This is a genomic window from Colwellia sp. 1_MG-2023, assembly GCF_030546755.1.
Classification (GTDB): Bacteria; Pseudomonadota; Gammaproteobacteria; order Enterobacterales; family Alteromonadaceae; genus Thalassotalea_H.
In genome coordinates, this window is sequence record NZ_JAUOPE010000003.1 from 96,704 (window position 1) to 119,894 (window position 23,191).

The 23,191-nt window shown below is 35.0% G+C and carries 17 protein-coding genes; 5 read left to right on the plus strand and 12 right to left on the minus strand.

The window, feature by feature from the left end:
• Positions 1-17: 17 nt before the first annotated feature.
• The 4 genes from rfbB (at position 18) to Q4493_RS04300 (ending at position 4,918) form a co-directional block, all read left to right on the plus strand.
• A complete protein-coding gene (rfbB, locus tag Q4493_RS04285) occupies positions 18-1,076 on the plus strand; it encodes a dTDP-glucose 4,6-dehydratase (RefSeq protein ID WP_303449656.1) in 1,059 nt (352 codons plus the stop codon).
• 105 nt (positions 1,077-1,181) lie between these two features.
• Positions 1,182-2,054, plus strand: a complete 873-nt coding sequence (gene rfbA / locus Q4493_RS04290) for a glucose-1-phosphate thymidylyltransferase RfbA (RefSeq protein WP_303449657.1) — start codon at positions 1,182-1,184, stop codon at positions 2,052-2,054.
• Between the two features lie 15 nt (positions 2,055-2,069).
• Positions 2,070-3,209, plus strand: coding sequence for a dTDP-4-amino-4,6-dideoxygalactose transaminase (rffA, locus tag Q4493_RS04295; protein WP_303449658.1), 1,140 nt, complete (start codon positions 2,070-2,072; stop codon positions 3,207-3,209).
• Positions 3,210-3,274: 65 nt separating this feature from the next.
• Positions 3,275-4,918, plus strand: a complete 1,644-nt coding sequence (locus Q4493_RS04300; RefSeq protein ID WP_303449659.1) for a glycosyltransferase family 39 protein — start codon at positions 3,275-3,277, stop codon at positions 4,916-4,918.
• An 81-nt stretch (positions 4,919-4,999) separates the two neighbouring features.
• On the opposite strand, the gene Q4493_RS04305 is transcribed toward Q4493_RS04300, so the two are convergent.
• The 10 genes from Q4493_RS04305 to Q4493_RS04350 all read right to left on the minus strand — a co-directional run bounded on the left by Q4493_RS04305 (position 5,000) and on the right by Q4493_RS04350 (position 19,700).
• Complete coding sequence (locus Q4493_RS04305; RefSeq protein WP_303449660.1) at positions 5,000-7,963, minus strand: hypothetical protein; 2,964 nt, start codon at positions 7,961-7,963, stop codon at positions 5,000-5,002.
• A 46-nt stretch (positions 7,964-8,009) separates the two neighbouring features.
• Positions 8,010-9,413, minus strand: coding sequence for an exosortase/archaeosortase family protein (locus Q4493_RS04310; protein WP_303449661.1), 1,404 nt, complete (start codon positions 9,411-9,413; stop codon positions 8,010-8,012).
• Positions 9,414-9,415: 2 nt separating this feature from the next.
• A complete protein-coding gene (locus Q4493_RS04315; RefSeq protein ID WP_303449662.1) occupies positions 9,416-10,303 on the minus strand; it encodes an XrtA system polysaccharide deacetylase in 888 nt (295 codons plus the stop codon).
• Positions 10,304-10,348: 45 nt separating this feature from the next.
• Positions 10,349-12,958: an XrtA/PEP-CTERM system TPR-repeat protein PrsT gene (gene prsT, locus Q4493_RS04320; RefSeq protein WP_303449664.1), complete on the minus strand. Its 2,610-nt coding sequence runs from the start codon at positions 12,956-12,958 to the stop codon at positions 10,349-10,351.
• Between the two features lie 161 nt (positions 12,959-13,119).
• The gene (locus Q4493_RS04325) at positions 13,120-13,917 is read right to left on the minus strand and encodes a THxN family PEP-CTERM protein (protein WP_303449665.1); all 798 of its coding nucleotides are present in this window, start codon (positions 13,915-13,917) and stop codon (positions 13,120-13,122) included.
• Between the two features lie 189 nt (positions 13,918-14,106).
• Complete coding sequence (locus Q4493_RS04330) at positions 14,107-14,961, minus strand: ThiF family adenylyltransferase (protein WP_303449666.1); 855 nt, start codon at positions 14,959-14,961, stop codon at positions 14,107-14,109.
• Between the two features lie 380 nt (positions 14,962-15,341).
• Positions 15,342-16,175 carry a PEP-CTERM/exosortase system-associated acyltransferase gene (locus Q4493_RS04335; protein WP_303449667.1) on the minus strand — a complete coding sequence of 278 codons (834 nt, stop codon included), beginning with the start codon at positions 16,173-16,175 and terminating at the stop codon, positions 15,342-15,344.
• Between the two features lie 153 nt (positions 16,176-16,328).
• Positions 16,329-17,351, minus strand: a complete 1,023-nt coding sequence (locus Q4493_RS04340; RefSeq protein ID WP_303449668.1) for an NAD-dependent epimerase/dehydratase family protein — start codon at positions 17,349-17,351, stop codon at positions 16,329-16,331.
• A gap of 38 nt (positions 17,352-17,389) precedes the next feature.
• The gene (gene tviB, locus Q4493_RS04345; protein ID WP_303449669.1) at positions 17,390-18,667 is read right to left on the minus strand and encodes a Vi polysaccharide biosynthesis UDP-N-acetylglucosamine C-6 dehydrogenase TviB; all 1,278 of its coding nucleotides are present in this window, start codon (positions 18,665-18,667) and stop codon (positions 17,390-17,392) included.
• Positions 18,668-18,860: 193 nt separating this feature from the next.
• Positions 18,861-19,700 (minus strand): patatin-like phospholipase family protein, encoded by an 840-nt coding sequence (locus tag Q4493_RS04350; protein ID WP_303449670.1) that lies wholly within the window; start codon positions 19,698-19,700, stop codon positions 18,861-18,863.
• Between the two features lie 136 nt (positions 19,701-19,836).
• On the opposite strand from Q4493_RS04350, the gene Q4493_RS04355 reads away from it, so the two are divergent.
• On the plus strand, positions 19,837-20,598 hold the full coding sequence (locus tag Q4493_RS04355; protein ID WP_303449671.1) for a serine protease: 762 nt from the start codon (positions 19,837-19,839) through the stop codon (positions 20,596-20,598).
• A 136-nt stretch (positions 20,599-20,734) separates the two neighbouring features.
• Here the strand turns inward: Q4493_RS04355 and Q4493_RS04360 are convergent, their stop codons facing one another.
• On the minus strand, positions 20,735-21,742 hold the full coding sequence (locus tag Q4493_RS04360; protein WP_303449672.1) for an NAD-dependent epimerase: 1,008 nt from the start codon (positions 21,740-21,742) through the stop codon (positions 20,735-20,737).
• Position 21,743: 1 nt separating this feature from the next.
• Positions 21,744-23,090: a UDP-glucose/GDP-mannose dehydrogenase family protein gene (locus tag Q4493_RS04365; protein ID WP_303449673.1), complete on the minus strand. Its 1,347-nt coding sequence runs from the start codon at positions 23,088-23,090 to the stop codon at positions 21,744-21,746.
• Positions 23,091-23,191 lie beyond the last annotated feature (101 nt).

Below are 23,191 nucleotides of genomic sequence, written 5' to 3' on the forward strand. Positions count from 1 at the left end.
GCTTAAGGAAAGGGTATATGCAAAAAATTATTATTACTGGTGGGGCTGGGTTTATTGGTTCAGCACTTATTCGTTATTTAATTAATGAAACCAATCATCATGTTCTAAACCTAGATAAACTAACTTATGCAGGCAATTTAGAGTCGTTAGCTTCAGTTTCTTCATCTGATCGTTATAGTTTCATTCAATTAGATATTTGTGATCAACAAGGCTTAGATAAAGTACTCAATGAATATCAACCAGACCTGATCATGCATTTAGCAGCAGAAAGTCATGTTGATCGTTCAATAGATGGGCCAGCTGAATTTATACAAACTAATATTGTTGGAACATTTACTTTATTAAGTGCCGCTCGCCAATACTGGGAAGGTTTACCCGTTACTAAAAAAGATGCATTTAGGTTTCACCATATTTCTACAGATGAGGTTTATGGTGATCTAAATGAAACGGATTTATTTACTGAAGAAACTCCTTATGCGCCAAGTTCTCCTTATTCAGCAAGCAAGGCATCATCGGATCATTTAGTTAGAGCGTGGCATCGAACATACGGACTTCCAGTCATATTAACGAACTGTTCTAATAATTATGGCCCTTATCATTTCCCAGAAAAATTGATCCCTTTGGTGATATTAAATGCCTTAGAAGGTAAGCCTTTACCGGTTTATGGAAATGGGCAACAAATACGCGATTGGTTATATGTTGAAGATCATGCCCGGGCTTTATTTAAAGTGGTCTCAGAAGGCAAGGTTGGCGAAACATATAATATTGGAGGTTTTAATGAGAAAGCTAATATTGATGTTGTTTACGCCATTTGTGACTTATTAGAAGAACTTGTTCCAGATAAACCTAGGAAAATTGAGTCGTACAGAGATTTAGTTACTTTCGTTAAAGACCGTCCAGGTCATGATGTGCGTTATGCTATCGATGCTCGAAAAATTGAAAAAGAACTTAATTGGCGGCCTATTGAATCTTTTGATTCAGGGATTAGAAAAACGGTTCAATGGTATATAGATAATAAAGATTGGTGTATTAGAGTTCAAGACGGTAGTTATCAAAGAGAAAGACTAGGTCATTAAACTATTATTCAAAATGATTTTTATTTTTTATAAGTAGTAATATTTAATAGTTTTGAAATTAGTTAAGTAAACATTTTTATAATTGAAATTAAATTGAGGTCAAAAATGAAAGGGATTATTCTCGCAGGTGGAACTGGATCAAGGTTATATCCAATAACGGTTGGAGTTTCTAAACAACTGTTGCCCGTGTATGACAAGCCAATGATTTATTATCCATTGTCTGTACTTATGCTTGCTGGTATTCGTGATATTCTTATTATTTCAACGCCTCAAGATTTGCCTCGATTTAAAGAAATGTTAGGCAACGGAAATAATATGGGGGTAAGGTTTAGTTACCAGCTCCAAGAAAAACCAGAGGGAATTGCCCAAGCTTTTATTTTAGCGGAAGAATTTATTGGTGATGATTCGGTAAGCTTAATTTTAGGTGACAATATTTATTATGGTCAGGGCTTCTCAGAGAAGCTTAAAGAAGCGGTTGAGGTAAAAACTGGAGCAACCGTATTTGGCTACAATGTTAGCGACCCTGAAAGGTTTGGTGTTGTTGAATTTGATGAACATAAAAAGGCCATTTCAATCGAAGAAAAGCCAGAAATCCCTAAGTCAAATTGGGCAGTTACTGGACTTTATTTTTACGATAATGATGTTGTTGAAATTGCTAAAAATATTAAGCCTTCAGCCCGTGGTGAATTGGAAATTACCGATGTTAATAAAGCTTATCTAGAGCGAGGCGATTTGAATGTAGGGTTGTTAGGACGGGGTTTTGCTTGGCTCGATACCGGCACGCAAGATAGTTTATTAGAGGCAAGTCATTTTGTTCAAACCGTTGAGAAACGACAGGGCTTTAAAATAGCGTGCCCTGAGGAAATAGCATTTCGTAAAGGGTGGCTATCAAAAGATGAGTTATTACAAGCAGGTGAACGTTTGAAAAAATCACCTTATGGTATGTATTTGCTCAATATTGTTAATAGAGATTATTAAATTTTAGGATAACTTGTGACTTCTGAAGTAATTAAATTTAACCAACCTTGGCTATCAGGGCAAGAATTAGAATATGTCAAACAATCCTTAGCTTCTGGGCAGTTATCTGGTGACAAGACATTTTCGAAAAAATGTCAATCTTTCATGGAATCAAGGTTTGGTGCTCAAAAAGTGCTGTTAACTACGTCATGCACTTCAGCTTTAGAAATGGCTGCGCTTTTATGCGATATAAAACCAGGTGATGAAGTCATTATGCCTAGCTTTACTTTCGTTTCTACGGCTAATGCTTTTCTACTTCGAGGGGCAAAAATAAAGTTTGTTGATATAAGAAATGATACGTTTAACATTGATGAGAATTTGATCGAACAAGCTATTACCAGTAAAACGAAAGCGATAGTTCCTGTTCATTACGCAAGTATTGCTTGTGAAATGGACCAAATTAACAAAATTGCAAAAAATCATGGTTTGTATGTTATTGAGGATGCAGCTCAAGCAGTAGATACTCAATATAAAAATAAATATATGGGGACGATTGGAGATGCAGGTGCATTTAGTTTCCACGATACAAAAAACTTCGTTGCTGGTGAAGGTGGCGCATTAATAATAAATAATCCTGAGTGGATTGAACGTGCGGAAATTATTCGTGAAAAAGGTACTAATCGTAGTCAATTCATTAAAGGCCAAGTAGATAAATATACATGGGTTGATACGGGATCATCTTATGTACCTTCAGATATGCTAGCAGCTGTTTTGCTCGCTCAATTAGAGTCTATGGATATTATTAATGACAAAAGACAAAGTATTGCTGACAAATACAGAGATAACTTACAACCACTAGAAGACAATGGCTTCTTTAAGATGCCGATGATTCCTTCAGACTGCACGTCAAATAATCATATGTTTTCTTTATATTGCCAAACACCAGAGCTTCGTAACGCACTATTAGACGCATTGAATGTAGCAAACATTCAGGCTGTTTTTCACTATATACCATTGCATAGCTCTCCTTTTGCTAAAGAAAATGGTTTTTATGAATGCTCATTGCCTGTTACAGAAAACGTGTCAGATTGTTTGTTGAGGTTGCCAATGCACCCATGTTTAAGTGATATAGAAATAGAGCGTATATGTAGTGTCATTCATCAATCACTTATGTGATCGTTTGTAGATATTGTTGTTTAGGGTTTCTTTTAAGCTTATTGCTCGTTGATGTGTTTAATTATATGAATAAAGATCTAAAAAACAAAACTTATACATCCTTGGTAAGTTATTTTAAAGCTCGCCCCTTAGAGTGTTTAGTGTTTCTTATATCTTCTATTCTTAGTTTTTATTTAGTCGCACAACTCAACCTAGAAGACAATTTAATTATTGGCAATGCGGATCAAGGCAATATGGCGAATTTAGCGCGTAATATTGCAGAAGGAAATGGCGCCGTTGTTGATAATGTTTGGCTTATGACCGATGGTGGTTTACCTGGTAATAGTGTTACTCATGCGGAACCATATTGGTCTGTTTATGTTGCTGCTATAATCGCTCCATTTTTTAAAGTATTTGGTGTATCACGGTTTGTATTTATTTTACCGGCTCTATTGATCAATATAGCTATTGCCGGATTAGTCGCATGGATAGTTGCTAAGAGCGCTCCTACCAATAGAATCCCGGTAATATTAGGGTTTGTTATATCTATCTTTTCAATTCCTATGCTTAATGCTATCAATGGTTTTTCTGATATTTATTTAACGTTATTTATGTTGCTAACAGGGCTAGCGTTAGTTTATGCAATATCCATGAATAAATGGTTGTTATTTTTTATCGCAGGCGTTTTTGCAGGTATTGCTGTTGCTATTAAACCATCAGGTCTTTTATTGCTAGGCATTTGGCCAGTCTACTTAGTTTTCATCAATGATCGGATTGCAATCTTACGAAATTTAGTGATCTTTTTGTTTGGAATGATGGTTGGTCTTACACCATATTTCACATACAACAAGGCTAATTTTGATACCTTCTTATCCCCAGGCCTCCATTTAGTTAGTAAAGCATTAACGATACGTGATTCAATAAGAAAGGCTGAAAAAGATAATAATGTCGAAAGAATCGGTGAAAATAAGTGGGATCATGCACATAGAACAGCTTTATATGACCCTGATGCAATTCCTGTGCATTCTGCTTCAAGTGATACTTTAGTTTCAAAATTGAGTAAATATGTTATTAGATTAAAAACGTTTATTCAAAAATCATTTATATGGGGAATGTTGATTCCTTTATGGTTAATGCCTTTTGTCCTTTTAGGGATTGTAGAGGCTGTGCTGAAACTTAAATCAAAAGAATCTATTACAAATCGTCCATTTGACCTTTTTTTAGTTTTTTGCGTTTTAATGTTGATTTCAGGGTTTGTTTTAGGAAGCTATGTAAGTTTCGAAGTAAGGTATTGGAATTATATGGTGCCATTATCAATTGTATTAGCAGTTGTTGGGACAACAAAAGTACCTAAATTAGTTACTATATCATTGCTTATTTTTAGCCTCTATTCGGGGGGAGATTACTTGATAAACCATGCAGGTTTGAAAAAGTCTACTCCTGCTTATGCCAAAGCAATAGATATACTTCCTGAAGGTGCGAAAGTATTTACTTCAAGTCCATGGCAATTTGTTTTTCACACTAAAATTCCATCGGTAATATTGCCATACTCTGAAGTTCCCGAAACAATTAAAAATACTGCTATTAGATATGGCGTTGAATATATTGCTATAGTAGATAATGATACTAAGCACGCTTACTATAAACCTCTAGAAAAAGGACAAACGTTTGATTATCTTGATTTGATTTATCGTGATGAGCATCTTATTTTATATAAGTTTATAAACTAACTTTAATACATATTTTAAAGTGACAATAAAAGGTAAAAACTAAAGCTTTTACCTTTTGAAATTAGCAAAAAGTAAAATTGGTTAATAAGGTTTATTAGTACGACTTAAGCTAGCACCAGCACTATTAAAGTTTATAATCCCCATAGCACTACTTATTACTTTATTTTTTTCGTGTCCTGATAGTGCTAAGTCTATTGACCAATTTAAGCCGATTTCTTTATAGGTAATATAATACTCAGTATTTGCTCTTAAATTAGTCATGATAACGTCCTCAATTTTGCCTTCTCCTTCTAACTTTAAGGAAGTTAAATTAATACGATCTTTAGCAAATACTACTAAGGTATTGTCAATAATAGCACCGTAAGCTTGTTCGCTTTCAATTAGTTTTGATTTCGGCTTGCTTGTTCCCGGATCTCTTAAAGAAATGATATTAAGGAAATTATCTAAAAGCTTTGGTTCTGTTGCTTCAATTTCTAACGTCCATCGTCCAAGATCTTTTCTGTTATGATAATTATCGTCTTTAAAATCAGTATGGGGAGAGAAAGAATGTAGCCTGCCTTGTGCATCAACAGTATCAAAGTAATGTGGTACAGATATAGTCATATTATCAATATCTAAATCAACATTTTTGATAGATTTAATTTGTTTCCAGTGTTTATAACTATTAGCAATAGCTTTGTTAATAATATATCGACGATTGGTTAACTCGGGAAAGTTTCCAAATAAGGTGTTTTCAATATTCCCTTCGATAGGGTAATTGACTTTTGTACTGCCATCTATGATGGTCACTTGATAGCCAACCCATTGATCTATTTGCCATGTTGCTTCTTTGTCCGTTAAAGTCCCTTTGGAAATCTTTTCTGCGGTTCCATTGTAAAACTCTTGGGACCTACCATCGAAAACTATTTCTTCTGAATCATTAGACTGATCTTTTGTTTCACCTGAAATAATTAATGTACCTTTTGTGTTGTTACCGGTAACAAAAACTTCCAACCAGCGTGGTATATCTAATGTAATTAATGGAGTATTTTCTACATTATTTGTATTGGCTAAAACAGTATCGCCACCACGAATAATAATGTTATTTTTTTTCGGTAAAAGTGTATCGATATACGTATTATTCTTAGGATTTTCTATTGAGGTTTCGTACTGATTATTATACGTATTCATTCCTAATGATTGAAAAGACGGCTCCGCTTCAACAACAGGTTGGTCAACCGTATGAATAGTCCAAATTTTCTTAAAATTTGGGTTTACCGATTTAACTCGATCAAAAATGACAAATACATCTGGCCTAATATACAGAAATTCTCGTTCAAAAAAGTCAATTTTTTTCGTATAGGCTGCAGTTGCATCTCCTACCGAGTAGGTGTATTGATCTGGAACATGTTCATACTTGATGATATTTGCTGTTTCGTAAATACCTAGAGGGAATGCGGTTCCAGTTCTTTGTTTATTTGAATCACAAGATTGGTAGGTATTGTAGCATTGATCGATATTAGAAGGGGGGAGTTCATGTATTTGACCGCCTAGATTATCTGAGTCAACAAGTGTCACGCCTGAGTGTAACTCACCCGTAGTTCCGTCAGCGTTAATATCAAAACTTTCGTCTGGATCCATGATCTTCATGGTATTTTTTGATGCTGAGCGAATAGCATACCAAAAATGTTTATTATTATCGGCATTAAACCTGATTCGAGCACCAGCATTAACAATTACATCCACTTTTCTACTTAAAAGAAAAGAATTTGCATCTTCATAGCGCCTACTTATGCCTTCACCCGCCATAAAAACAGCAAAGCTAGCCTCATCGCTCCAATCAGAGCGCATTGACACTAAGCCTGGGCCATTAAAATAGGTGGCAGTATCATTTTCACTTGGCGGTGACACTACTAGCGTGTCATCATAATAAATCAAATCCCAATACATGCCACTATAAGGAGCACCACAAAATTCTCTTTGAACACCATTATTAGCATAATATTGCATTTTTGGGTCTTTATATAAAAAAGTATTTGCTGTAACAGTATTGTGTGCAGGCTGCTTTGTGTAAGAGGTTTGCGTGTCCCAAATATTTACCATTAAATGTGACTCAGTATTCGCCTTTCTACACCATTGCTGATTAGTATATTTATTTACTTTGTGTGGAACACTCATATTTTGATAAAAATGTGCTCGATATTTATCATGTAAGGCTTGGGTATAATTTGTTTCACCCGTTAAGTTAAAGTGCTGTAAAAAAAGGTATAGGCTATAGGACTCTTCACCGGCATCATAGCCAAAATTATCATACATACCGCCGAAGTCACCCGGTAATGCATCATTATATGTGCTATCGCCTGCAATTCTATTTTCTATGTTAAAAAAATACCCAGAAGCAGATAGTTGCTCATCAACCACTTTAAGGAAATTATTGGTATCAAAGGGATATATCTCTGAATCTATATCAGAAAAAATAGCACTGTATGCATAGGCAGGCGCCACACCGTAAGCATCATGATAACCCCAGGTCGCTTTTAAGGTACCTTGAGATTGTTTAAGCGAACCCCAATACCAAGGATTTTCGCTTTCAGCAACTCGCTGCATGACATTTGCTTTAATATCATCACTTAGTTCATCAAACATAATATCGATAGCATAAAGCTCTCCCAAGGAAGGGACTCCTGTGCTTGGAATACGCTTAATAAACTTTTCTTTATAAATGGGATCTTTCGTGGCTTTATAAATTAACGATAAATCTACTAGGCTGACAGGCTTAATATTGTCTTCTGAATCCTTAATTAATTTAAACCATCGTGAGTAAGGCTCTCTTTGATTTGGGCCATACATCCTGTTGATAACAAGTTCTAATCTTTCTTTATCTAATAATGTTCTGGGGTGTGATTGTCGATACCAAGTAGCCATCGGATCTTCTAGATTTTCAGTAGTTGATGGTGGGGGATTTACTTGGTGAATATTTGTTGAATTTACACTAGAGGAGTCGCCACAGGCAGAAACCATATAGCTGAATAGAAAAATTATTAAAAAGCTGATTAAATGCTTCATTTTGACCCTATCGTGGAACTGTAGAAAACTATAATACTTGTACTATTTATTCTGAACATTGAACTGCACGCAATTTCATGGTTGCCTCAGTTTTTAATAAATAACTAATTTCAAATATTTTGGCGATGTATTTATTGGTGGTATAAAAATTATTATATTCATACCAGAAATATAACTCGGTTTTTTTTCTTTTAAGCTTGTTTATCAATGATAAATGCATAACAGCAACATTCGAGTTGTTAAAATTAATTGTTGTTGAGTTTGACTCTAATTGAGAATAGAGTTCTTGGTTATACACCATGTCATAAGGTAGAACATTATCCCCAGGTGAAATAAATCTATAATCTCTTGTAATTAAAGTACACTCTTGCGCTTTTACCTTAAAGTCCTTTTCGTTTTCAGTAAATGAGCCAAACGTTGAAAGCACATTAAACTGTGACTGGTTACTAATGTTATTTTCAATACCTACCTTTAATGTAGATTCGATATTCTGAAAAGTAAAATAAGATGTTGATGCTATTATAACCAATGTTGTAAGCGACTTAATGCCGATATTATGAGAAGTTAAACTACCCGTCTCCGATGTAGCTTTAGTGTCTACATTCGTATTAGGAAGGGTGTACCGTTTGCTTAACCAATTAACCTGAAATATCACGGCACTGATAACTATAAAAAATAATAAAAACCCATAATTGTCATGTTCACTCATTAAAGGGCTTTTCATTTCAGACCAATAGCCAATATAAATTAACCCTAATACTCTGATCCAATTGGTGATAATGCCTAAAATAATACCTGTAAGAATTACTAGGAGCTTTAATTTCCAAGAAAGCCTTTCACCATGAACTGCGTACACAGCAAGTGCAAAACCTATTTCAAAATAACGAATCCCTGAGCAACCTTCGGCGACTTCAATAATGCCAAAAGGAGTTTCTATGAAGTTATCATAGATAAAGACAGTTAAGTCAGTGAAGTTCAAGAAAATAGTGACGGCTAAAGTGGTTAAATCAACAAAGAAAGTGTTTGAGAACTCCCAAAAAGGAACTGCAAACAAAAAGAAAAGAAATGGGAAAAGCATTTGTTTAAAGCTTTTATAACCCAAAATATAAATAATTGCTAAGCCCCAAATCGCGTATAAGCTAAATTGTTGGAATATTAAAATTCCCCAGAAGGTGGCTACTTCATGAAATAGTGTTGTTAGTAAAATTACAACTAATAATAAATGGTTATGTTTTTCTTTGGTTGGCTGATAAGTTTTAAATGAGCGAAATGTTTCAAATATAACAATTCCAACAATTAAAAAACCATGGCCTAATGACTCATCAAATTTACTCCACTTATCTAAGTAAGAATTAACCGTATCAGGAAAAAAAATTGAAAAAGAACATGCAATAAGCAATACAATTAATGGATAAAGATATTTTGTTTGGAATAAAAAAAATGAATTCATGCTTAATCACTATTCCCTGATGCAATGCTTTGCCAATTCCCTAGTGAAGGATAAGTATTGTTTAAATGTACATTTGCTAAAGTATCAAAATTGTATTGTTCACAAAGTTTTCCAAGCTTTGTTAATGCACTATGTTGATTGATATTGTGCCTGAAATTTGATTTGAAGTTACTCTTTATTTTCGGTTGCTGTGGATCGTATTCCCAAGGGTGAGTGTAGAAGTTGATAAATCCAAGCTGCTTTGATGAGGCCTTTAGCATTTTATTATAAATAAAATAAGGCAATAATCTAAAAAAACCACCGCCGCCAGCAGGCAAGGTTTTATTGCGAAACTTACATGTAGATACAGGAATTTCTAACAAGCCATTTTGTAGATAATATGGTGTTCTTGGTGCTTTTGGTACACCATAAAAATCATGGGCAATTGGATAAGTGCTTGAACTATATAAATAGCCAGCTTCTTTGATTTCATTATGTGCCCATTCATTATCAGGGGCTATGGAAAAACAAGGCGCTCTATAACCCGTCACTTGCACGGAAGCTATGTCTTCTAATAGCTGTTTAGCTTGATTAATATCATCTGAAAAAGTTTGTCGGCTTTGTTTGGATATATGTTGATGATTATAACCGTGACTTGCTAATTCATGACCGCAGCTGACAATCTTTTTAATAATGTTAGGGTGCTTTTCTGCAATGATACCTAAGACAAAAAAAGTAGCATGGACATTTTTTTCTGATAACAAATCAAGAAGTAGGTCCATTTGATATACTATTCTGCTTTCAAATGTTTCCCAATCTTGCTTTTTAACGTCATTGGCAAAAGCTTCCACTTGAAAATACTCTTCAACATCGATCGTCAAAGAGTTTGTTCTTAATTGATTATTCAGCACTCATTTACTTCCTTAAAGTAAAATATAGAATACACTTAAGTTGAATTAATTTTTCAACGCTTCGCTAATTTGATTAAAAGTATCGATTATATCTGGATTCTCTGGCGAGTATTGAAGAGCCTTATCAATATACTTTTTAGCTTCTTGTAGTTTACCTTTTTCAAATAATAACCATGCAATATTATTTAAAACAATTATGTTTTTCATATCTTTATTTAGAATATACTCGTACTGTTCAATGGCTTTTTCTTTATTTTGTTTGACTAATTCATTTGCAAAATAGACTCTATTTACTAAATCATTAGGATATTTCTCTATATGAGCACCCATGTGCTTTATCGCATCTTGACTGTTATTTAATTTGATATAACTATCAAAAATATATCGAATGGTAGCACTATCGGGTAATTGCTCATAACTGATCAACAGCTCATCAAGCGCATCTTGAAATTGATTGATGGCATATAAAGCTTTACCTTTTATACCTCGAACAATTGGACTTGTTTGCTGCTCTGGTGATAGTGAATTGATAAAGGTTAGTGAGCGATTTTTCTTGCTTGTGTAAATATAAACACTAGCTAATGAAAGTCCCACTTGTAAATCGTTTGGATATTTTTGATTAAGCGCTTCAAAAGTTTCGACCGCACCATTTAGATCGTTCGATTTTTTATAAGCCGATAGAATTTTTTCCATTGCAACAATATTTGTCACGTCATTATTTAACATTTCTTTATAAAGCTGTATCGCTTTGGTAAATTGTTTTGACTGCAACAATGCCTCACCAATGATCAAGTTGACTTCGTCTTTATTGATTTTATTATCAAGTTTAGCGTTTTCTAAAAGTGTAATAGCTTGTTCAGGTTTGCTTGATAATAAATAAAATTGAGCTAGCACTAATCGTTGTTGATGATTGCTTTGAAAATCGCTTAACGCTGAAGCAACTATTTTTTCAATATCATCTGGCGTATTTATATTGCTATTAGCTATATAGAATCCTTTAAGTGCACTGATGTTAGTCGGGCTTGTCGTAAATGCAGTTTGATAATGTTGCTTTGCTAAATCATATTTTTGATTCTGCAATGCTGTTGCACCAAAATATATATTAGCGTTTGTATTGTTTTTGTCTTTCGACAGAATCAAGGTGTATATTTCGTCGAGTTTGGAGATACTTACCGGCTCTTTTTGTTTTTCTATTTCAGCTAATAATTGATAGTTTTCGACATTATTGGGACTATCTTTAATCCAAGCATCAACATATTTCTCTGCTTTTAAATTATCTTTGAGAGCGATTAAAGACGAGATTAATAATAATTTATTGTTATTAATTTCTTTAGGGGAAGCTTGGGCATTGATAGCGTTTTGTAAAGCTTGTTCTAAATCATTGATGCCGCTTGCATCACCAGACTTTAATTTCATTAAACTGATATTACGTAATATTTGTTGATTTTCAATGAGGCTTGTATCAATTGTTTTTAATACACTTTTAGACTTTTCTTCTTCGCCCAAATTTAAAAGCTCTAAACTTAGGTTTACAAATAACTCTGAATTATCTTCTGAAGTATCTACTTGATCAATAAGGGAGTACATCGCCTCACTATTGCCAAGTTTTAATTGTGTTGCTATGTATAGCTTTGTCACTACAGGGTTGTTTTGATAGTTACTTATTAACCCTCTCAATTGACTGTTTGCCTGTTCAAAATTTTCTAATTGATAATGAATTACGCCGGCAATTAATCTTGCTTGAGGGCTTTTATAATTTTGATTTAGGGTAGTATTGATGTGCTCTAACGCACGAGAATAGTTCCCTTTATTCATAGCTATGGTTGCTGATAATAAGTTTACATAAGGTTGTTTCGGATATGTTTTTAATAAAGAGGAAATAAATGGTTCAGCGTCGTCATAATTTTTAGCACGCACATGACTATCTGCTAGTTTGAATACTAACTGATTAAAATTAGGCTTGTTTTGTAATATTGTTTCATAAACGATGGCGGCTTCTGAAAAACGTTTTTCTGTATAAAGTGAATTAGCAAGTAAATTACACATAATCCACTCTTGTGGGTAAGCGTCACAAACAGTCGATAATTGATTGATTTTATCTGTTAGATCGGTTGATTTATCAAATGTACTGGCATATGCCATATTCACTTCTATCAGTTTATTATTATTAGTTTCTTTCGCAAATAGCTTACCTTGATTTGCGGTATCGAAACTTTTTTGAAAATCTTTTTGATTTAAATAGGCAATAGAAAGTACAGGACTTATTTCCGCTTTGCTTTGCAATGTAAGCTCAGTTGAGTGCTGTGTCCAAAAGTCAATAATGCCAATAAAATCATCAATGCCATACAGTGAATTCATGTAGTTTGTTGCAAATTCATTTAAATCTACACCCAGGCTTTGTGCTTTTAAATATTCTTTTTCAGCATCAACAAATAAGCCAACAGAATAGTTACTATGAGCGAGTAACAAACGAGCATTTTTATTTTCAGGTTGCTCTTTTATAATGTTTTTCATTTGAATAATGACAGTATTGTAATTATTGTTATTAAATTCTGCTTCGGCATTCTTCATCTGTTCTTCTATAGATAATTTTCCACATCCAATCGTAAATATTATCGGAATCAGTATGCTCAATCTGTAATTAATAAGTCTCATTGTAATCCTTTAAGAGGTTGGAAGTTTAAGAAGAACGCTAAAAAGATAATACAGTAAAAGTGTTTAACGACAAATACAAAAAAGCCAATTGAATGAACAATTGGCTTTTTATATTTAATACACTTATAAAAGTTGTATTAACATAAGTATCTAGCTTTTAATTAAGCTTGACGCTTTTTTCTTGAAGCAGCTAAGCCTAAAAGACCTAAACCTAAAATCGCAATAGATGCTGGCTCTGGTACTCTTGCTAAACGTGCAAATGTATAAACGCTAGTATTTTGATCTTCTTCAGTCCAAAAACGGTTTGAAGTAATAACGTCATTACCTGCAACATCAGTTGCTGCAAAAATAGTTAAGTAGTAATCAAGACCTGCAATTGATACTGGGATATAGAATGGAAAGCTTCCACCGTCTACCGTATAATCAAATCTGTCATCACACTTCGTACCATGATCATGTACAGGTCCACCAGCAATACCATCTTCATCATTATCGCCAGTATTACAATGCTCTAATTCCACTAAATTTCTTGTTTCTTCGAATTTAATATCAAATAATGTTGGAATTGAAGGTGCTGGCACATCAAATCCTGAATCTAAGAAATCACCGGTCATATTTAACACACCAGTAATTGTTGCGGCAGCTAAGTATGTGGAAGCACCACCATCAATGGCATTATTATAATGTGTTAATGTTGATAATAAGTAGTTTTGACCTAAAACATCAATGCTTTGCATAGGCTCATCTACTAATTCTAGGCTACTTACACCGTAACCTATATCCGTTCCCCAAGAAATTGTAGAAGTCGATCCACCATCTACAACTGTAATATTGTCGCCACCGGCAGTTTCTGCAGCAGTAAAACCACCAGCACCACCAATTGTCATAAAACCAGCATTAGCAGCTACAGACATTGTTGTTGCTAATAAGCCGATTGAAAGTTTTTTCATTAAGTTCATTTTATTCACCTTTACTTTCCTTGATATTAAAATAAGTAATTTATCTCTGCTCGTAATAAAGCATCAAGTGTGCCAATTATTTTTTTCTTTTTATTTTCAGTGCTTTACCTTGTTTGGGTTTAGAGGCGCTACGGAAAGTGTAAAAAAATCTGACATTACTTTTTTCTAAACATTTACTATTTTTTCAGTTTAACTTTCAACGACCTTCTTAGCTATTGTAAACATGATTCTAGGCATTAAGCCTTTATTACCAAAAGGGCGCCAGGTTTTAACGAATTTATTTCTATATGCATCGAAGTGCAGTCCATAAGGAGCACAGAGTATCTCGCCTCTATTTAGTAATATTTTTAATGCATAAGTTTCAGCTATACCTGCGCACAGGTTTACTGCCATTGGTGTTGAAGGCCCTCGCTTTTCTTTAAAATTAACGCGTGTCTCATCTACTAAATATGGTCGTTGTAACATTGCAGGAGATAAACCAATAAGAAACTGGATTAGTTGTTCGTGTTCTGTTTCTTTGTCTTCAAAGCGAAAATATTCTTCGTAAGACATTTTATTCGGCATAAAACATAATAAAGCACAGCCCATACCTAAAGGGGCGGCAGTAATTACAGGAATGTTTTTCTCGTAACATTTTTTAAAAACAGTTTTACGTGCTTCTAGTGCAAAAAAATCAAGTGCATCCACATATAAGTCGACATTGTCGAGAAATTCATCGACGTTATGAGCAAAAATACCTTCAGGAAACGATTTAATATCGGCTTCAGGGTTAATATCTCTGGCCATTCTCTCCATTACATCGACTTTTTGCTCACCTAACGTCGAAATAAATGCGCCTGATTGGCGATTAAAGTTATGTACTTCAAAGTCATCAAAGTCGGAAATATTAAAATTTTCAATCCCTAAACGAGCAAGTGTTAATAAATGTATTCCACCAACACCTCCGGCACCGGCAATAGCAACACGCTTTTTGCGTAAAACCTGTTGTTCTTCATTTGTTACCCAGCCAATATTTCGAGAGAATGCCATATCGTAATCAAACATGAGAAAGAGCCATTTGTTTTTTATTTAGGTATAAGTGCGTTAAGTATAATGCAATTATTTGAAAATAAAGCTGTAAAAATAAAAAAGGTCAATAAATATTATTGACCTTTTTGGTATTTGTTCGGGTTACTTTAATAAGCCACAAGCGTCGAAGAGTTTGTTGCGTGGTTGGATGTTCTTATATTCGTTGTGAGCGGTAATTAACACTTGGTAATCAGCCCATTTATTCATTTCTTCAAGTGTATTAACTCGAGGACAATCCCATTGTTTAAAATGAGGATCGTGATAGCGAATATCGTTAAGTGATTGATATAAAGCTTAAATACGTTTGATGATAGGGGGAGAGGGTGAATTATCGCAATAGTTGGCGTGAGCTACAACTATTCTTTATGCGAATTATTGTTATCGGGTAACTGGGATGTAATGTCTTCTCTAATCGACTGATAAAGAGAGATAAATCCTGGGGATAAATTTTCTAAAAAAATGTGCGGATTAATATAATAAGGTGCTCTTTTACCATGGTATTCGATAGCCTCACCAATTTGAATGAATTGAATACCAACAAACTTCATGCTTCGTGCTAATCTCGGTTCCATCATGACATATACATGATTAATGCCGGTTTCTATCGCCATTGTAGCTGCGGCCATATACAGCCCTATCGCAATAAATGGAAAACATCGTAATTCAGTTTCAGAATAAGTACTTTCTGAAATAGCACCAACTGCAGAGCCTTTAAATTTATCAGAAGCACGACGACGGAAGTCGGCTTTGACTGCTAGTCGTGATATTTCACAAATTTCATTGCGCTTAAAGTTTTTAGGATGGAGCTCTTCATTTTGAATCGAGTATTCACAATATTTTTCTAAGGGAAGTAACTCGTTTGGGTTTATTGTTCGAACAACCCTGACACAACTTGTGTATACATTAGAAGGCTTATGTTTAATCATGGTAAAGATTGATTGATCGTCAAATTCGTCTTTTTCTTTACCTTCTTCTTTTATTTCTTCAAAAGCTAGTTCTTCACAATATACATTGTGACGAATTTTAAATACTTGATCTCTTAATGCTTGAGTATTAGCAAATTCGGGCTGTAAAAATTTTGTGAAATGTTCAGCAATACTCTTAGCGTCGTGATTAACTTTCATCGACACTAGTTTCTTGGTGACATCGCCAACTACCGGGGTATTCAATAACTTCTTTGTCCAGCCCATATTAATAACTCTTTAATTAATCACTTAAGTTTTAATGAATCCATTCTATATTACTATGATTCTAAACAAGAAATATTAATCTAGAATATATTGTGTAGTTAAAGTATAGGCTAGATTATTTTTTATTTATAATGAAACTTATTTTTTTCTTGGCTATTGAACATTTTTCAAATACCAAGGCATAGCTTCTAATATCCCTGCTTGAATACGGTGGCTTGGTGCGTAGCCTAAATTATTGATCGCTTTTGAAACATCGGCTTGTGAATGACGAACATCTCCGGCACGAAAATCACGGTATTCTGCGTTTTTCTCTACCTCAACATTGCTAGCAATTAAGGCTGATTTTATAGAGTTAAATAAATCATTTAATGTCGTTCTATCGCCCACTGCGACATTATACACATGCGATTTTGCATCATCTTGAGCGGTGGCTGCTAAAATATTCATTTGTACGGTATTTTCGATATAGCAAAAGTCTCGACTCGTTAAACCATCACCATTAATGAATACTTGTTCGCCTTTAATCATTGATGCTGTCCATTTTGGTATTACTGCTGCGTAAGCACCATCAGGATCTTGGCGACGTCCGAAAACATTAAAATAACGAAGTCCAATACACTTAAAGCCATAAGTTCTTGAATAAACATCAGCATATAATTCATTAACATATTTTGTTACGGCGTATGGCGATAACGGATTACCAATATTTTCTTCTACTTTTGGCAATGCAGGATGATCACCATAAGTGGAACTGCTAGCGGCATAAACAAAACTCGAGACATTATTTTGTTTCGCAGCTTCAAGCATGTTTAAAAAGCCTGTAATATTTGCTGAGTTTGTCGTGATAGGATCTGCAATTGAACGCGGTACTGAACCTAATGCTGCTTGATGTAAAACATAGTCAACACCTTTGCTAGCTTTTAAGCAAGTATCTACGTCACGAATATCACCTTCTATAAAAGTAAAGCCCTGCCATTGTTCTGCGGTGACTAAGCTTTTTACTTCATCAAGATTCTTTTGATAGCCAGTAGCAAAGTTATCTAAACCAACCACGGTTTGATTAAGTTTCAATAACATTTCTAATAGGTTAGAGCCAATAAAACCGGCAACACCTGTTACTAACCAAGTTTTAGGGCTATGGATTAACTCTTCTTTTATTTGTACAAATTTTGACACGAAATTGTTCCTGTATATTCGTTATTCATTTAGCTGAATTATAAACGCATGTCGACATCGTTTTTGTCGAGCACACATTTTAAGTCATATAAAACATGGCTATTTTTACCATAACCTTTGATGGCATCAATGCCTAAGGCTTTAAATTGATCGTGAGCAACGGCTAAAATTATTGCATCGTAATGATCGTTTTTCGGCTCATCAATAAGTGAAACGCCATATTCATGCATGGCTTCTTCACTTGCACATAATGGGTCAACAATATCGACGTTAATATTATATTCTTTTAATTCATGCACGATATCGATAACTTTGGTATTTCGTAAATCAGGGCAGTTTTCCTTAAAGGTGAGTCCCATCACTAATACATTTGCTTGATCAACTTGAATGCGTTTTTGCAACATACCTTTAACCAGTTGTGAGACAACATATTGTCCCATACCATCATTTAAGCGACGGCCAGCTAAAATCATTTCAGGGTGATACCCAACAGACTGGGCTTTATGCGTTAAATAATACGGGTCAACGCCAATACAGTGACCGCCAACTAAACCAGGGCGAAATGGTAAGAAATTCCATTTTGTTCCAGCAGCTTCTAATACTTCAATCGTATCAATGTTAAGGCGATTAAAGATAATAGAAAGCTCGTTAATCAGTGCAATATTGACATCGCGTTGAGTATTTTCAATAACTTTAGCTGCTTCTGCTACTTTAATGGAAGACGCTTTGTAAGTACCAGCAGTAATAATGGAACGATATAGCGCATCTACTTTTTCAGCAATTTCAGGTGTTGAGCCAGAAGTGACTTTTAAAATGGTTGGTAAACGGTGGGTTTTATCACCAGGGTTAATACGCTCAGGAGAATAACCAACGAAAAAATCTTGGTTAAATTTAAGGCCAGAAACTTGTTCTAAAATAGGGACACATGCTTCTTCTGTTGCGCCTGGGTAGACCGTTGATTCGTAAATGACGATAGAATCTTTAGTGATGACTTTGCCGAGTAATTCTGACGCTTTTCTTAATGGGGTTAAATCAGGTTGTTTATGTTCATCAATAGGCGTTGGAACGGTAACAATATAGTAATCACAACCAGTAATATCAGCAGGTTCGCTTGAGCAGCTCAATTGAGTGGCTTCTTTTAATTCAGCGGCGTCAACTTCTAAAGTTCGATCAAAACCATCATTAAGTTCCGCCACTCTTGATTGGTTTATATCAAAACCAATTGTTTGAAATTTTTTGCCAAACTCAACCGCTAACGGTAATCCCACATATCCAAGGCCAATCACCGCAACCTTTGCATTTAATAACTGTTCCATAACCCGATTCCAAATCAATTTTTAGTTAAACTATTATTGTTTCGCTAATTTTTCTTTCGACAATTCAAAATATTAACATTGCTTTCATTGTATCGATAATACAGAAAATTAACTAGATATAACTGTTAATAGATTATTAAATTAAAGGTTTGAGGTTTCATGAGAATTAAAACAGAGTAAATTAATGATTTATCTAAACTTTGGTTGTTGATAATGCTTTTACTTTCAAGGGCAAAATTTTACTAGCGGTATGATAACCTTTAAAATACAGCGCCTCTTTTTGCTCAACATTCATGGTGAAATCTACGGCAGATGAAAGGCCTGTATTTACAACTACCGTGTTATGCCAAAAGGCGTCATTAATATATTCTCTTGAAATTGTTGTCATAAAGGTTCTGATCAATAAGCTAATATATTGAACGATGGGAAACATGCCTTTGATTTTTATTTCATCGTATTCGTAATCTCCTTTTAGTCGAAAACAAATAACTGGTGTGCCGTCTTCTGCCCAATCTCGGTGTAAGGCATCTTCTGATAAAATACTGCCGTCAACCATTAAGTGCTTTCCGAATTTTTTGAAGCTAAATACTAAAGGGATCGACATAGAAAATCGCACGGCTACAGAAACCTTTAAATCGGGCGTATTTTTTTTATTAAAGATAACGGGTTTGCCATGAGCTACATCAGTAGCGACAACATGTAAGTTGTAATCCATTTCTTTAAAGGTTTTACCTTCTAATAAACGATCTACCCAACGTTCGAAAACATCTCCTGAACTTAATCCACCATTGCGGATAAGTTTAATTAATGAAAATTCTCGAAACTGATTGTAGTCAGTATTTAAGGCAATATGTTTAACTTCTGGGAGTGTTAATCCAGAAGCGAAGAGGCTGGCGATGATACTTCCGCCTGATACGCCAACGATATCATCAAATTCAATATCAAATTCGCCAAGCGCTTGTAAAATTCCTGCGTGGGCTGGTAGGCGAGTGCCACCACCGGCTAGAATTGGAACAATTTTTTGTTTATTCATGTACTATCCGAAAGTGAAAAATACTTTTTATAGGTAATTCTATTTATTAACCTATTGTTATTATGATAGATAATTCTATTTATGCTAATTTTTAAATAAATCCTTTACCTACGCCCTTTGTTTTAAGGAAAAATCAATGTTTCGGTTCTATATAATTCTGCTAAGTTTTTTTATTTCATACTCAGCTTTTTCCGCTCAATTAGTTGAAACTATAGCGAAAATTAAACCTTCGGTTGTTGGTATTGGTGTTTATACGCCAACAGGTAAGCCTAGAAACAAACTACAAGGTTCAGGTTTTGTCGTGGGAAATGGTCAATATGTTGTAACAAATCATCATGTTGTGCCTGAAATGTTAGATGAAAACTTATTACAATCTTTGGTGGTTTTTGTTGGTTCAGGGAAAGCGGCCAAGGTTCGTAAGGCAACCTTATTAGATTCATCAAAAAGGTATGATTTAGCTATTTTGAAAATTGAAGGTAAGCCTTTACCTGCGATGCAGTTAGCTGATGAACCTTTATACCCAGAAGGCAGTTACGTAGCTTTTACCGGTTTTCCCATTGGCGGAGTATTGGGGCTATATCCTGTTACTCATCGCGGCATTATTGCCAATGTTTCACCGACCATTACCCCTGTGCAAAACGCCGGAAATATTAACCTAGCCATGTTAAAGCGATTACGTGATCCTTATTTAATTTATCAACTAGATGCCACGGCTTATCCCGGTAATAGCGGTAGTGCCTTATACGACATTGAAACAGGAAAAGTGATTGGCGTGATTAATAAAGTATTTGTGCAGCAGAGTAAAGAAGGGGTGATTAGTAATCCAAGTGGTATTACTTATGCTATTCCAGTTAAACATGTTATTGAATTATTAACTAAGCATAAAATTAAGTATTAATACTTCTGCGTGATAGTAAAAAAGTAAAACAGATTTGAATGACAAAACGAAAATCTAAGTAAGTGGAACAACAAAATAGATTTAAGCGCAGAGTTTAACGGGCTTAAATCTATTTTAGTTTTATGATTCACCGTTTTTAGATTTGATAAAAATCTTTATACCAATCAACAAAATTACTCACACCTTGTGGGACAGATATCGAAGGTTTGTAATTAGTTATTTTGTATAAGTCTTCAACGTCGGCATAGGTTTGATAAACATCGCCCGCTTGCATCGGCATAAAGTTCTTTTGTGCTGTCATACCTAAAGATGTTTCAAGCGATTCAACAAAATCGAGTAATTTTACAGGGTTACCATTACCAATATTAAATACTTTATAAGGTGCTGAGCTCATTGAGGCAGAGCCTGTTTCAACACGCCAATCGTTATTTTTTTCTGGAATAATGGCTTGTATTCTTAAAATACCTTCAACAATATCATCAATATAGGTAAAGTCTCGACGCATATCACCATGATTGTAGATATCGATAGGATTTCCTTCAACAATCGCTTTGGTAAACTTAAACAGCGCCATATCGGGACGACCCCAAGGACCATAAACGGTAAAAAATCTTAATCCTGTGGTAGGAATGTCGTATAAATGAGAATAGGTATGCGACATTAATTCATTGGATTTTTTAGTAGCGGCATACAATGAAATAGGGTGGTCGATGCTGTCAGAGGTTGAAAATGGCGTTTTATTATTTAAACCGTACACTGAACTTGAAGACGCATATACTAGATGTTCAACATTGTTATGACGACAACCTTCTAGAATCGTTAAATGGCCTATCAAGTTTGAATCGGCGTAAGCCATTGGGTTGTCAATTGAATAACGAACCCCTGCCTGTGCAGCTAAGTGGATTACTCGATCAAACTTTTCTTGCGCAAATAACTTTGCGATACCTTCACGATCAGCAAGGTCTAATTGAATAAAATGAAACGTATCAAAGGGGGCTAGTTCCTTTAAGCGTGCATGTTTTAGTGTAACATCATAATAATCGTTGAGATTATCAATACCGATAACTTGATGACCCTGTTCACAAAGTTTTTGCGAAACATGAAATCCAATAAAACCAGCAGCCCCAGTGACTAAGTATTTCATGCTATGCGTTTACCTTTTTGACGCTATCACCACGACCAATTGCGTAATAAGCAAAACCGCGATTATTTAATAACTGTGGATCATATAAGTTACGGCCATCAACAATTACTTTGGTGCTTAAAGAGTTACCAATAAGGTCAAAATCAGGGGCTCTGAACTGACTCCATTCGGTACACACCACTAAAGCATCAGCGCCTTTTAAGGCTGACTCTTTAGTGCCCATTAAGGCTAAATTGTCATTATCACCAAAAATTCGCTGACATTCTTCCATGGCTTCAGGGTCGTAAGCTTGCACGGTTGCGCCTGCTTCCCATAAGGCTTTCATTAAAACGATTGAAGAAGCTTCGCGCATATCGTCTGTTTGTGGTTTAAATGATAACCCCCATATTGCAATCGTTTTTCCGGCAAGTTCACCTTTAAAGTGATTGTTTAAATGCGTAAATAGTTTCTGTTTTTGTGCGTAGTTTACAGATTCTACCGCTTCTAATAATGCAGGTTTGTAATCAATCTCATTCGCGGTACGTACGAGTGCCTGTACGTCTTTCGGGAAACAAGAGCCACCGTAACCACAGCCAGGATAAATAAACTGATAACCAATACGAGAATCTGAACCAATTCCGTGACGAACTGCTTCTATATCTGCGCCCAATAATTCAGCAAGGTTAGACATTTCATTCATAAATGAAATTTTTGTCGCGAGCATACAGTTTGCGGCATATTTAGTTAATTCAGCTGATCTTACGTCCATAAATATCATACGGTCGTGATTACGATTAAATGGCGCATAAAGCTCACGCATTGCTACACGAGATTTTTCATTTTCTGTGCCGACGACAATACGATCAGGTTTCATACAATCGCTAACCGCAGCACCTTCTTTTAGAAACTCTGGGTTTGAAACAACATCAAATGCGACATCTTGACCTTTCGCGGCTAACACTTCAGCAATTTTTGCTGATACTTTGTCTGCTGTGCCAACCGGTACGGTTGATTTGTCGATGATGATTTTTTCATCGGTCATATAGGTAGCGATAGTTTCTGCAACGGCTAAAACATATTTTAAGTCAGCTGAACCGTCTTCATCAGGTGGTGTACCTACGGCAATAAACTGAATGCTACCGTGTGAAACGCCTTTCTCAGCATCAGTGGTAAAGTTTAGTAAGCCGTTTTGATAAGTTTCTTCAACAAGAGGAGTTAAGCCAGGTTCATAAATAGGGATGATGCCTTTTTTTAAGTTTTCAATCTTTTGCTCGTCGATATCAACACACATCACATCGTGACCAACAGAGGCTAAAATAGCTGCTTGTACAAGGCCTACATAACCTATTCCAAATACGGTAACTTTCATAATATCCCTAAAATATTGCTTATATACGCATTATGTTAATTTTAAATGGCTTTGGTATCAATAACAAAGCATTTAAAAATTCATCGCTTGCTTATATAGGA

Excerpts from the sequence above, each read along its gene's own strand:
- rfbB (WP_303449656.1), top strand. The coding sequence starts at position 18 with ATGCAAAAAATTATTATTACTGGTGGGGCTGGGTTTATTGGTTCAGCA.
- Q4493_RS04330 (WP_303449666.1), bottom strand. The coding sequence starts at position 14,961 with ATGTTTGATTACGATATGGCATTCTCTCGAAATATTGGCTGGGTAACA.
- Q4493_RS04360 (WP_303449672.1), bottom strand. The coding sequence starts at position 21,742 with ATGAAATACTTAGTCACTGGGGCTGCTGGTTTTATTGGATTTCATGTT.
- Q4493_RS04350 (WP_303449670.1), bottom strand. The coding sequence starts at position 19,700 with ATGAATAAACAAAAAATTGTTCCAATTCTAGCCGGTGGTGGCACTCGC.
- Q4493_RS04310 (WP_303449661.1), bottom strand. The coding sequence starts at position 9,413 with ATGAATTCATTTTTTTTATTCCAAACAAAATATCTTTATCCATTAATT.
- Q4493_RS04300 (WP_303449659.1), top strand. The coding sequence starts at position 3,275 with ATGAATAAAGATCTAAAAAACAAAACTTATACATCCTTGGTAAGTTAT.
- Q4493_RS04355 (WP_303449671.1), top strand. The coding sequence starts at position 19,837 with ATGTTTCGGTTCTATATAATTCTGCTAAGTTTTTTTATTTCATACTCA.
- Q4493_RS04325 (WP_303449665.1), bottom strand. The coding sequence starts at position 13,917 with ATGAACTTAATGAAAAAACTTTCAATCGGCTTATTAGCAACAACAATG.
- rfbA (WP_303449657.1), top strand. The coding sequence starts at position 1,182 with ATGAAAGGGATTATTCTCGCAGGTGGAACTGGATCAAGGTTATATCCA.
- Q4493_RS04365 (WP_303449673.1), bottom strand. The coding sequence starts at position 23,090 with ATGAAAGTTACCGTATTTGGAATAGGTTATGTAGGCCTTGTACAAGCA.
- tviB (WP_303449669.1), bottom strand. The coding sequence starts at position 18,667 with ATGGAACAGTTATTAAATGCAAAGGTTGCGGTGATTGGCCTTGGATAT.
- Q4493_RS04335 (WP_303449667.1), bottom strand. The coding sequence starts at position 16,175 with ATGGGCTGGACAAAGAAGTTATTGAATACCCCGGTAGTTGGCGATGTC.
- prsT (WP_303449664.1), bottom strand. The coding sequence starts at position 12,958 with ATGAGACTTATTAATTACAGATTGAGCATACTGATTCCGATAATATTT.
- Q4493_RS04305 (WP_303449660.1), bottom strand. The coding sequence starts at position 7,963 with ATGAAGCATTTAATCAGCTTTTTAATAATTTTTCTATTCAGCTATATG.